This window comes from Mycobacterium gordonae (genome assembly GCF_002101675.1).
Classification (GTDB): Bacteria; Actinomycetota; Actinomycetes; order Mycobacteriales; family Mycobacteriaceae; genus Mycobacterium; species Mycobacterium gordonae.
The window spans coordinates 18,026-29,604 of the sequence record NZ_LQOY01000031.1 but is presented as its reverse complement, the minus strand read 5'-3'; the positions used below and the strand labels follow the sequence as shown (position 1 = coordinate 29,604).

Here is an 11,579-nt window from a genome sequence, read left to right as displayed (position 1 = left end):
CGCCGAATTTCAAGAGTGGATCGGCCGGGCGTACCATCTCGCCCATGAGCCGAATCGGTAGTTTCGCGGACGACGACGTCGCCGGCTGGGTCCTGAAGTCCCCTGAACTCGGCGGCGCCATGGCCAATTTCAGCCGAGCCGTGTACACCAGCAACCGCCTGCCGCTGCGCACCCGCGAAATCGCCCGGGCCGTGATTGCCGACAACAACGAATGCATCGTCTGTGCCAACACCCGCGACGCCGACGGGCCGGCGGCGGGGGTGGACGAGGAGCTCTACCACCACGCGGCCGAGTGGCGGACCTGGCCGGGCTACAGCGAGCAGGAGCGGTTGGCTGCCGAGTTCGCACACCGCTTCTCCACCGATCACACCGCACTGCGCGACGATGAGGACTTCTGGAGCCGGGCCGCCGAACATTTCTCCGATGAGTTACTTGCCGATCTGGCGATCTCGTGCGCGCTCTGGGTCGGCATGGGCCGGGTGCTGCGCACCCTGGACATCGGCCAGGCCTGCAAACTGACGCTGCCCAGCCGAGCCTGACCTAGGCGGGCCACAGCCGGCACCGCACAATGGCTGCCATGACCGCCACCCCGCTCGCCGCTGCGGCCATCGCTCAACTCGAGGCCGAAGGCGTCGACACCGTCATCGGCACCGTAGTGAACCCGGCGGGGCTCACGCTGGCCAAGACCGTCCCGATCCGCCGGACCAACACGTTCGCCGATCCCGGTCTGGGTGCCAGCCCGACTTGGCACGCCTTCGCCATCGATCAATCCGGCATCGCGTTCACCGACGACGTCAGCGTGGTCGGGGATCAACGTCTGCGCATCGACCTGTCCGCGTTGCGCATCATCGGCGACGGGCTCGCATGGTCACCAGCCGGCTTCTTCCACCAGGACGGGACCCCGGTCCCGGTCTGTAGCCGGGGGACACTCGGCCGGATCGAGGCCGCCCTCGAAGAGGCGGGCATCAAGGCCGCGGTGGGTCACGAAATCGAGTTCCTGCTGGTCGATCCCGAGGGTGGCCGGCTGCCCGCCGCGCTCTGGGCGCAGTACGGTCTGGCCGGTGTCCTCGAACACGAGGCGTTCGTCCGGGACGTACTCGCCGGGGCGGCGGTGGCAGGGGTGGTGATCGAGCAGTTCCATCCCGAGTACGGACCCAATCAGTTCGAGCTCTCGCTGGCGCCGCAACCGCCGGTGACCGCGGCCGACCAGCTGGTGCTGATGCGGATCGTCATCGGTCGCGCCGCCCGCCGCCACGGGATGCGGATCAGCCTGTCACCCACGCCGTTCGCCGGTAGCGTGGGATCTGGTGCGCATCAACACTTTTCGCTTGTGACGCCGGAGGGGCCGTTGTTTTCCGGCGGAACCGGTCCCGGCGGCATGACGACGGCCGGACAGGCTGCGGTGGCAGGTGTGCTGCGGGGCCTGCCCCAGGCCCAGGGAATCCTGGCCGGATCGATTGTGTCCGGCCTGCGGATGCGGCCCGGCAATTGGGCCGGAGCCTACGCCTGCTGGGGCATCGAGAACCGGGAGGCCGCGGTGCGGTTCATCGAGGGCGGACCCGCAAATCCGCACGGCGCCAACGTCGAAGTGAAGATCGTCGACCCCTCGGCCAACCCTTATCTGGCCTCGGCGGCGATTCTGGCGCTGGCTCTCGACGGAATCACCGGGGAAGCGGCGTTGCCAGTGGAAACGACGGTCGACCCGGCGCAGCTGTCCGAAGCGGACCGGGCGGACGCCGGCACCCGGCTGCTGCCCGACGATCAGATGCACGCCATAGCCGCCCTCAACGATTCGGCGCTGATGCGGAAATTGCTCGGCGATCCGGTGGTCGACATGGTCACCGCGGTGCGCCGCATGGAACACGACCGCTACGGCGACCTCGAACCGGCCGCGCTGGCTGACAAGTTCCGGATGGCCTGGAGCCTATGACCCCGGTGACGCAATCCGCTCTGGCGCAGCATATTCGCCAGGTGGCGCTGATCGACCAGCATGTGCACGGCTGCTGGTCGACCGGGGGGGACCGACGGCGTTTCGAGAACGCGCTCAACGAGGCCAATACCGAGCCGCTTGCCGACTTTGATTCCGGTTTCGACACTCAAGTCGGTTTCGCGGTGCGCAACCACTGCGCCGCTGTCCTCGGTCTGCCCAAACATGTCGAGCCACAGCAGTATTGGGAGCGCCGCAGCCAGTTCAACGAGACGGAACTGGCACGGCTCTTCCTGGCGGCCGCCGGAGTGAGCAACTGGCTGGTCGACACCGGATTCGCCGAAGGGGTAACCGACCTCGCCGAATTCGGCGAGATCTCCGGTCGCCGCGCCTATGAAGTGGTGCGTCTCGAGCAGGTAGCCGAGCAGGCCGCGCAGGCCGGCGGAGATTACCCGTCTGCATTCGAAGAGATCTTGAACCGCCGCGCCGCCGGCGCCGTCGGCACCAAGTCGATCATGGCGTACCGGGGTGGATTCGACGGCGACCTGAGTGAGCCGCCCACGACCGAGGTTCGGGCCGCCGCGCAACGCTGGCGGGACGAGGGTGGTGGGCGGTTGCACGATCGGGTGCTGCTGCGATTCGGGTTGTATCAAGCGCTGCGACTTGGCAAACCGCTGCAATTCCATGTGGGTTTCGGCGACCGCGATTGCGATCTGCGCAAGGCCAATCCGTTGTATCTGCTGGATTTTCTGCGCAACTCGGGCCACACCCCGATCGTGTTGCTGCACTGCTACCCCTACGAGCGCGAAGCCGGCTACCTGGCCCAGGCCTTCAACAACGTGTACGTCGACGGCGGGCTGACGGTGAACCATCTGGGCGCGCGGGCGCCGGCGTTCATCGCACGGCTCCTCGAGCTCGCGCCCTTCCGGAAAATCCTGTACTCGTCGGACGGCTTCGGGCCGGCGGAACTGCATTTCCTCGGCGCCGCCCTGTGGCGCAACGGGATCGACCGCGTGCTGCACGGCTTCGTCGAAGCCGGCGACTGGAGCGAGGCGGACGCCATCCGGGTGGTCGACCTGATTGCCCACCACAACGCCGCCCGCATCTACCGCCTGGCCAGCGGCGATCCCCGCGGACCGATCAGCCCAGGGGGCTGAACCGGCGCTGCGGCCAGCTACACCAGGGCGCTGGCGTCGAAGATCCAGGACGTGTCGCCGCCCATCAGGTTTTCGAAGTGTTGCGGCGGTGCGAACGCCGCGAGGCTGTTGAAGTCCCAATAGTCCTTCCAGACAGCAATTTTGCCGTCCACCACCTTGTGCACCGTGACGAACCGCAGCACGCCCTGCTCGCCGGTCTGGAAAGTCCAGGTCTCGGAGTGCTCATACATGACGTCGGAGCCGTTGGACACCAGAAGACCGTCGTGATTCTCATATCCCGCCAGCTCCGCGAGCCCGATCTTGAGCCGCGTCACGATGTTCTCGGGACCGCGAGCCGACACTGCGGGGACCGGCATGTCGACGTAGAGACAATCGTCGGACAGGAAGGTTTGCACCGCCTCCCAGTCCCGCCGCGACAGCGCTTGCCACATTCCGGTCACGACGTTCTCAGCTGTGATCACTTCTGTCATACCCGTCAATTAACTCGGCCGCCGCACGGGTGTCAACCACAGCTGTTACCTGCGCTGGCGCGCCCCGCGCCAGTAGGATCATGGCGCCAGACCGCCACCACGAACGAGGACCGTTGCCGTGCAAACAGATTCCGGACCCGCTACCGGCACCCGGCGACCCGGCCCGGTCGCGGCGCTGGCCACCATGCTGGGCGCGCTCGGCGTCGTCTTCGGGGACATCGGCACCAGCCCCATCTACACCATCCAGACGGTGTTCAACCCCGAGGATCCGCATCCGGTTCCCATCAGCACAGAGAACGTGTACGGCGTCGTGTCATTGATCTTCTGGTCCGTCATGATCATCGTCACCCTCACCTACATCACTTTGGTGATGCGCGCCGACAATCACGGTGAAGGCGGGATCATGGCGCTGATCACGCTGCTGGGGACGTGGGGCGGCCGCCGCACCGCGATGGCTCTTTCCGCCCTCGGCCTGTTCGGCGCCGCGCTGTTCTTCGGCGACAGCATGATCACCCCGGCGATCTCCGTTCTCTCGGCCGTCGAAGGTATCAAAGTCATTCAGCCGCAGCTGAGTTCGTGGGTGGTGCCGGTCACCGCGGTGATCATCGTGTTGCTGTTCTCCGTGCAGCGACACGGCACCGCTGTTGTCGGACGGTTTTTCGGCCCAGTGATGATCGCCTGGTTCACCGCGATCGGCGGCTGCGGAGTCCTCGGGATCGCGGACCATCCGGAGATTCTGCGGGCGCTCTCACCGGTCTATGCGGTCAAATTCATGGCGGGTCATTTTCACTTCGCCTTCTTCTCGCTCGCGGCGGTCGTCCTCTCCGTCACCGGGGCCGAGGCGCTCTACGCCGATATGGGGCACTTCGGTCGACGCGCCATCACGTCGGGCTGGTTGTTTGTGGTGTTGCCCGGCTGCGCCCTGAGCTACCTCGGTCAAGGGGCACTGGTGCTGGGCGACCCGAGAACGGCCAGCGCACCGTTCTTCCTGCTCGTGCCGGACTGGGCACGGATACCGATGGTGCTACTTGCCACCGCCGCAACGGTGATCGCGTCGCAGGCGGTGATCACGGGTGCCTTCTCGGTGGCGTCGCAGGCCGCGCAGCTCGGCTACCTGCCGCGGTTGCGCATCGCCCACACGTCGGAGTCGACTATCGGCCAGATCTACGTTCCGTGGGTCAACGGCCTGTTGCTGGTTTCGGTTCTGACCCTGGTCTTCGCCTTCCGCAGTTCGGCGGCGCTGGCGTTCGCCTTCGGTATGGCGGTCACCGGCACCATCAGCATCACCACACTGCTGTTTCTCTACGTCGCGCGCATCAAATGGTCGGCACCCCGGTGGCTGGTGGTGGGCGGCGGCGCGGTGCTGTTGTCGATCGACCTGTTGTTCCTGGCGGCCAATTTGACGAAGCTGGTGCACGGGGCATGGCTGCCGCTGCTGATCGCGGTGATCGCCTTCACCGTGATGACCACCTGGCGGCGCGGTCGTGAAATCGTCACCACGACAAGGGAATCCACCGAGGGCTCGTTGCGCGAGTTCGTAGCCGGTCTCGCCCACCGGGCGCAGCCGTTCACCCGGGTGCCGGGCACGGCGATCTTCTTGAATCGGGGCAAAGAAACGACGCCGCTGGCCATGCGGGCCAATGTGGAGCACAACCACGTGCTGCACGAGCAGGTGGTCATCATGGCGATCGACACCTTACCGGTGCCGCGGGTACCGGACGCCGAGCGGACCGACGTCGACGCGCTGGGCTACGCCAGAGACGGCATCATTCACGTGACCGCCCATTTCGGCTATATGGAGACACCGAATGTCCTTGCCGCTCTTCGGTTGCTGGAACCAAGCCAGACCGAAGGGGAGATCGCCGTGGACGAGGCTTCCTACTTCCTGTCCAAGCTCGAACTGGTCAAGGGCTCGGCGCCCACCATGGCGTCCTGGCGCAAGCGACTGTTCATCGCGACGTCGTACATCACCGCCGATGCGGCCGAATACTTCGGGTTGCCGCCCGACCGAACGGTGATCATGGGTTCAAGGATCGAGGTCTGAGCTACCGGGTGGCCATCGACCGCGCCGGCCCGAGTTGAACGGGTAGCGTCGACCAGCCACGCAGCACCCGGGTGCTGCGCCGCGCGCCGGCACCGGCGGCCCGGACGTCGGGGAAGCGGTCGAAGAAGGTGCGCAAACCCACTTCGCCCTCAGACCGGGCCAGTGCGGCGCCCAGGCAGAAGTGTCGTCCCGTCGAGAATGCGAGATGCTTTCCCGCATTAGCTCTTTCGACATCGAAACGGTGTGGGTCGGCGAATACCGACGGGTCCCGGTTGGCGGCGGCAAGGTAGATCACCACCACTTCACCGCGGTAGATCGGCTGCCCGGCCACCTCGACATCGCGGCCGGCCACCCGCGCCGTCAGCTGTACCGGCGAGTCGAGCCGCAGAATCTCCTCCACGGCGTTGGGCCACAGCTCCGGGCGCTCACGCAGTTTCTCCAGCTGGTCGGGATGGTCCAGGAGCATCCGAATTCCGTTGCCCAGCAAGTTCACTGTGGTCTCGAAGCCCGCGACCAGTACCAGCCCGGCGACGGCCTGCAACTCGGTGTCATCGAGATAGCTGTCCTCGCTGCCGCTTTGAGCGACTCGGATCAGCTGGCTCATCAGGTCGTCACCAGGGGTGCGCCGCAGTTGGCTGAGATGCTCCACCAGCCACGCGTTGAAGCCGGCGACGCCGCGCTGCACGCGGACGTACTGCTGCCAGGGCAACCCGATGTCCAGGCTCGGAGCGGCCAACTCGCCAAATTCCAGGACACGCCGGCGGTCGTATTCGGGCACACCGAGGATCTCGCTGATGACGGTGATCGGTAGCTGGGAGCAATACCGGCCGACAATGTCGACGCCGCCGGGCCGGTCCACCAGCTGATCCAGCAGCTCGTCCGCTGTCTGCTGCACGCGGTCGCGCAGCGCGGCCACCGCTCGTGAGGTGAACACCGCCGAGACGGTCTTGCGGTAGCGCGTGTGATCCGGCGGTTCGACCGCCAGCAGCGACGGCGGTCGCAGCGGGTGCAGCCGGTCATCACGGGTGCGAGTTTCTAGCCAGCGCAATGGCTTTGGCAGGCTGTCGCCGAAGTTGATGACGTGGAAATCGTCCGACCGGAGGAGATCGTGGGCGAGTCGGTGGTCGACCGTCATCAGGTTCGCCCGGTTGCGGACCAATGCGCCGCGCCGTCGCACTTCGTCATAGAAGGGCACCGGGTCGTCCGCGACAGCGGGATCGGCGATCAACCGGGCCTGCAGGTCGCCTCGGCGGACCGCGAGTCTGGCGACCCCGCGGACCACGCCGTGCATCGCGAACCAGTGCAGTCTGTCTTTCATGGGTAGGCGCTCAGCACTCGGCGCTGATCTTGAAATCCGTGGTCACGACCTTGTTCGGGTTGTTGCTGTTGATGCCGGATGCGCTCCCGGTGATCGTGTAGGAGTTCTTGTTGACGTCCACGTGCGCGTCTCCCACCCCGCCCTCGTAGTAGCTGCCGGTGAACCCGTCGATATTGCGGATCTTCACGAACTGGGGGATCACCCGGTCACCGCTGATCATCATCACCGCCTGCACCTGGCCGTCCCGGTCGCGAATGTCGATGGTCCGATAGGCCTGGACCTGACTGCACGCCGGCGGACGTGTGGTGTGTGCGGTGCCGTCGATGGTGACGTGCGCGGCCTTGCGCGGCAGTATCTGGGTACCTCCACACCCGGACACGGAGCCGACGACTGCCAATGCGATTCCTGCCGTTGCGACCATCCGGTTCTGCACCAGGACATTATTGCTGCTTCGGGTCCAGCCTGGGCAGTGCTTTCACGATGCGGTTTCGCACAAACTCCGGACTGATGCCCTTGAGCCGGTCGATCCAGCGGATGCTGCCCGGCACGTACCAATGCAGCCGCGTCGGATGCTGGTATGCCTGCCAGGCCGCCTCGGCGACGCTGGACGCCGGCATCAGGCGGAACATCCCTCGTTTGGGCGCCGCAGCCTGCAGTTCTTCGCGCGTCATCTGCGATTCCGACCCGCCGGAGTGCTGGGGGGTCGAGGTGAGGATGGCCGTGTCGATCAGCCCCGGCAACACGTCGGCCACCCGCACGCCGTGGCGCTGCCATTCCACGCTCAGCGCCTCCGTCAGCCCTTTGACGGCGTGTTTGGTCGCCGAGTAGACGGCGATGCGCGGCATGCCGTAGGTGCCTGACGAGGACGACGTCGAGAACATCAGGCTGCCCGGCGCCTTCTTCAGGTAGGGGAGTGCCCCGTAGGCGCCCGTCAGTACAGCCTTGAAGTTCACGTCGACGACCCGCATGGCGGCCTCGTACGGCACGTCCTCGAACCAGCCGCCCTCGCCGATGCCGGCGTTGTTCCACATCATGTCGAGTCCGCCGCCGGTGTTGCCGGCACAGAAGTCGGCCAGCGCCGCGTCCAGCGCGGCCTTTTCCGTCACGTCGACCGTGCGCGTCCACAGTCCGGCGCCCAGCTCCACGCTGAGCGCGGCCAGGCCGTCGTCGTTGCGATCGACGCCGCCGACCCGCCAACCCCTGCCGTGGAACAGCTTGACGCCTTCCCGGCCCATCCCGCTGCCCGCACCGGTGATGAATATCGACTTCATCGATCTGATCTCCGCCCAGCCCCTCAGCCTGCTTCGACCACATCTTTGATGCGATGCAGCGTCTTCGTCATGTCTCGTATGTTGCGACGTTTACGTAAGAAGCCTCCCAACAGCAGGTAGACGTTGTTGAAGGGGGACGGTGCGAGGCGGAACGACTCGGTGACATCCGTCCCGTCACCTGCCGGCTTGAGCCGGTAGTGCCAGTTGTTCACCACCCGGTCGCCGACCAGTACAGCAAACCCGAATTCACGACCGGGCTCGCACGCGGTCACCTCGCAGGTGGTCCAGTACACCGGCCCGATCTCGTTGCGGCGGACGTGGCCGCGGAACCGCGCTCCAAGCTCGGGGCCGGTCGCCTCACCCAGCCACTCAGCCTCGAAGGTTTCCGGTGAGAAGCGTCCGGTATTTCGAATATCGGCGATTAATTCCCAGATCTTGTCCGCCGGCGCCGCCATATGAACTGTTGCTGAACCCTCCATAGGAGGATCCAATCACGTCCGCTGTAACGAAACGCGGCGGCCCGCCGATAATCATTGTTTGGGCGTGAACATCCCGATGATCTGGCTGATCGTCTGGGTCAGCGTCTGACCGGGCTTGGGCAGCTGCGCGATCCCCGGTCCCATGCCGCCGGCACTGGCGCACTTCGGCCAGGCGCCCGGGCCCTGACCGGCCAGAACCTTGTTCGCGACGGCGATTTGTTGCTGCTTGGAGGCTTTTGCGGGGTTGCCGACGCCGCCGTACTCCTCCCAGGTGGCTTGCTTGAACTGCAGACCGCCGTACGCGCCGTTGCCGGTGTTGGCGGCCCAGTTGCCGCCGGACTCGCACTGTGCGACGGCTTCCCAGTCCATGGCGTCGGCCTCGGCGGTGCCGGCGGACAACGACATGCCGGTGGCGATGAATCCTGCGGTGATCGCGGACTTGATGAGGGGCTTTGTGATGGTCGTCATGCCCGGCATTTCGCCGAGCGTGTTCAAAGCGTTACCCACTAGAAAAAATTATGAGATCAGTTGTCTACCGCTTCGAGATTGGCGCAAACGCCGCCGTGGCGGGTGCCTCAGGCGGGCGGCTGAGCCGGGCAGTAGGAGGCCGTCGCGGCGGTTAGCGCACGTCGGTACAGGTTGTCCAGGCCCCGCGATCGGGTCACCTGGTCCCGGGCGCTCTGCAGCGAATCCGCACATGCCGGAGAATTCAGCAAACTCCAGTTAAGTGATATTTGAGACAAAATCTTAGTGTTCAGGGCGTCGATGGTGGCCCGTGCGGCGCCGAGGTCGGCCGGGGCAGGCGGCACAGCGGCCGGGTCGAGCTTCCAGTCGGCGAACCGTTGGTATTCGATCGCTTCGGTGGCGGCGATCTGGTCGCCGAAGACGCGGGCGATGTAATCGGGGTCGACGTGTTCGGTTGCGGCGTCCTCGCGCAATGTCGTGAGTTCCTGCTCGACGCGCACCGGATCCTCGATAAAGGCGTGTGCGCGCCATTTGTAGGCGGCCACCGGCTCGGCGATGGCCAACCGCTCGGCGAGCGCGTCAACGAGAGCCGCCAGCGGGCCGGAGCCCTGCGCCCAGGCCGGTGGCGCGGCGGAGACGAACAGTGTGGCAACCGCGACCAGGATCGCGCGGGCTGCGATCTGCGGCATCCCGGCCCTCCCTCGGAGATCGATCTGACGAACAATGGTGGCATGCGTGCAGATTGGTTGCGCTCGACACAAGCCCGGTCCCTGCTCGCCATCACCTTCGGGATTTCACTGGTGCTCGGCGGTGCATTCCTGGCCGTGGACCAACTGCACGCCACACCCGCTGACGCTCTGAAGGTTTCGGGTCCGCCGCTTTCCGACGGGCAGAGCCGGGTCCAGGCCGTCGGCGCGGCAGCAGATATCGTCTCGGCCGCGCAGCTGCGCCCGACGTCGGCCGGCTATCTGTTGATGTCGTGCCGGGACCGCGACAATCCGCCGTATCAGGGCGCGGTGTACCTGACGTTCACGATTCCCGCCGATACCCGCGCCGACGCCTATCTGCCGGCGGTGGCCAAGGCGCTGGCCGCCGATGGCTGGGTGGAAGGACGGATTTCCCCCGGCGGCCACCCGTACAGCAGATCGGTGTCGAAGAACGCGGTCACCGCGCTCATCTACCGCGACGACGACAACGCGAATCTGGGTGTGGCGCGGGTGTACGGAGAATGCCGCAACACTTCCGATCACCGCACCGACTCGACGGGGTGGGTCGACGTCACCGGCGAAATTCGCGGATAGCCACCTTCGGAGATACCCCACAACGCACTACTGCGCTTGACGGCGGTCGCCGTCAAGCGCAGTAGTAGCGGTGTCGTGCGGGTCAGCCCCGAGCGCCCAGGGCACCCTGCAGGTCGCCCTTCATGGCCTGCAGCTGCTGGCCCCAGTACTCCCAGCTGTGCGTTCCGTCGTTCTGGAAGTTGAAGACGGCGTTGTGGCCACCGGCCGCGGTGTACTGGTCCTGGAACTTGATGTTGCTGCTGCGGACGAAGTTCTCCAGGAACTCGGCCGGCAGGTTCGCGCCACCGAGCTCGGTGGGCTTGCCGTTGCCGCAGTAGACCCACAAGCGGGTGTTGTTGGCGACCAGCGTCGGGATCTGCTGCGTCGGGTCGTTGCGCTGCCAGGCGGGGTCGCTGGACGGGCCCCACATGTCGGCCGCCTTGTAGCCGCCGGCGTCACCCATGGCGAGCCCGATCAGCGACGGCCCCATGCCCTGGGACGGGTCCAGCAGCGCCGACAGGGACCCGGCGTAGATGAACTGGGCGGGGTGGTAGGCGGCCAGGATCATGGCGGACGAACCGGCCATCGACAGACCGACGGCAGCGCTGCCGGTCGGCTTGACGCTGCGGTTGCTCTGCAGATACGACGGCAGCTCGCTGGTCAGGAAGGTCTCCCACTTGTAGGTGGAGCAGCCGGCCTTACCGCAGGCGGGGCTGTACCAGTCGCTGTAGAAGCTGGACTGGCCACCGACCGGCATGACCACGGAAATGCCCGACTGGTAGTACCACTCGAACGCCGGGGTGTTGATGTCCCAGCCGTTGTAGTCGTCCTGGGCGCGCAGGCCGTCGAGCAGGTACAGCGCAGGCGAGTTGTCGCCGCCGCTCTGGAACTGCACCTTGATGCTGCGTCCCATCGCCGCTGACGGCACCTGGAGGTACTCGACTGGCAGACCTGGCCGGGAGAACGCTCCCGCGGTCGGCGCACCGCCGGCGAGTCCGATCAGGCCCGGCAGGGTCGCGGCCGCAGCCGCACCGACCAAGAGTCGGCGACCCCAGGCCCGTATCTTCCCGCTCACGTCTGTCATACCTGTGCCCCTTGTCCTTATGTCTTTTGTTCCCGGCAGAACTTACCGCGTGACTGGGCAGAATGTCGATTCGGACGCAATCAC

General features: G+C 66.1%; 13 protein-coding genes. 5 read left to right on the top strand and 8 right to left on the bottom strand.

Translation table 11 applies throughout. The annotated features are described in order from the left end of the window. Positions 1–44: 44 nt before the first annotated feature. From AWC08_RS05550 to AWC08_RS05540, 3 genes are read left to right on the top strand one after another with little or no spacing between them, the layout of a single operon-like run. Complete coding sequence (locus tag AWC08_RS05550; RefSeq protein WP_065135951.1) at positions 45–539, top strand: carboxymuconolactone decarboxylase family protein; 495 nt, start codon at positions 45–47, stop codon at positions 537–539. A gap of 38 nt (positions 540–577) precedes the next feature. Beyond that, positions 578–1,930, top strand: coding sequence for a type I glutamate--ammonia ligase (locus AWC08_RS05545; protein WP_069433681.1), 1,353 nt, complete (start codon positions 578–580; stop codon positions 1,928–1,930). Next, entirely contained in the window at positions 1,927–3,084 is a 1,158-nt protein-coding gene (locus tag AWC08_RS05540) for an amidohydrolase family protein (protein WP_069433682.1), read from the top strand. Before AWC08_RS05545 ends, AWC08_RS05540 begins: the two co-directional genes overlap by 4 nt. A 17-nt stretch (positions 3,085–3,101) precedes the next feature. On the opposite strand, the gene AWC08_RS05535 is transcribed toward AWC08_RS05540, so the two are convergent. Next, the gene (locus AWC08_RS05535; RefSeq protein ID WP_065135949.1) at positions 3,102–3,545 is read right to left on the bottom strand and encodes a limonene-1,2-epoxide hydrolase family protein; all 444 of its coding nucleotides are present in this window, start codon (positions 3,543–3,545) and stop codon (positions 3,102–3,104) included. Positions 3,546–3,738: 193 nt separating this feature from the next. On the opposite strand from AWC08_RS05535, the gene AWC08_RS05530 reads away from it, so the two are divergent. Next, entirely contained in the window at positions 3,739–5,598 is a 1,860-nt protein-coding gene (locus tag AWC08_RS05530) for a potassium transporter Kup (RefSeq protein WP_083271144.1), read from the top strand. Between the two features lies 1 nt (position 5,599). Here the strand turns inward: AWC08_RS05530 and AWC08_RS05525 are convergent, their stop codons facing one another. From AWC08_RS05525 to AWC08_RS05500, 6 genes are all read right to left on the bottom strand, one after another. Then, complete coding sequence (locus AWC08_RS05525; protein ID WP_069433684.1) at positions 5,600–6,916, bottom strand: cytochrome P450; 1,317 nt, start codon at positions 6,914–6,916, stop codon at positions 5,600–5,602. A gap of 10 nt (positions 6,917–6,926) precedes the next feature. Then, positions 6,927–7,349 carry a lipoprotein LpqH gene (locus AWC08_RS05520; RefSeq protein WP_065135921.1) on the bottom strand — a complete coding sequence of 141 codons (423 nt, stop codon included), beginning with the start codon at positions 7,347–7,349 and terminating at the stop codon, positions 6,927–6,929. A gap of 7 nt (positions 7,350–7,356) precedes the next feature. Continuing rightward, positions 7,357–8,187 (bottom strand): SDR family oxidoreductase, encoded by an 831-nt coding sequence (locus tag AWC08_RS05515; RefSeq protein WP_069433685.1) that lies wholly within the window; start codon positions 8,185–8,187, stop codon positions 7,357–7,359. A 23-nt stretch (positions 8,188–8,210) separates the two neighbouring features. Next, positions 8,211–8,666, bottom strand: a complete 456-nt coding sequence (locus AWC08_RS05510) for an SRPBCC family protein (protein ID WP_065135919.1) — start codon at positions 8,664–8,666, stop codon at positions 8,211–8,213. 51 nt (positions 8,667–8,717) lie between these two features. Beyond that, positions 8,718–9,134: a transglycosylase family protein gene (locus tag AWC08_RS05505; protein ID WP_069433702.1), complete on the bottom strand. Its 417-nt coding sequence runs from the start codon at positions 9,132–9,134 to the stop codon at positions 8,718–8,720. Positions 9,135–9,241: 107 nt separating this feature from the next. Next, positions 9,242–9,820, bottom strand: coding sequence for a chorismate mutase (locus tag AWC08_RS05500; protein WP_069433686.1), 579 nt, complete (start codon positions 9,818–9,820; stop codon positions 9,242–9,244). Between the two features lie 42 nt (positions 9,821–9,862). Between AWC08_RS05500 and AWC08_RS05495 the strand changes: the two genes are divergently transcribed. After that, complete coding sequence (locus tag AWC08_RS05495) at positions 9,863–10,432, top strand: hypothetical protein (protein ID WP_083271142.1); 570 nt, start codon at positions 9,863–9,865, stop codon at positions 10,430–10,432. Between the two features lie 82 nt (positions 10,433–10,514). Here AWC08_RS05495 and ag85B read toward each other — a convergent pair whose 3' ends face one another. Beyond that, positions 10,515–11,495: a diacylglycerol acyltransferase/mycolyltransferase Ag85B gene (gene ag85B / locus AWC08_RS05490; protein ID WP_065135917.1), complete on the bottom strand. Its 981-nt coding sequence runs from the start codon at positions 11,493–11,495 to the stop codon at positions 10,515–10,517. Between the last annotated feature and the right edge of the window lie 84 nt (positions 11,496–11,579).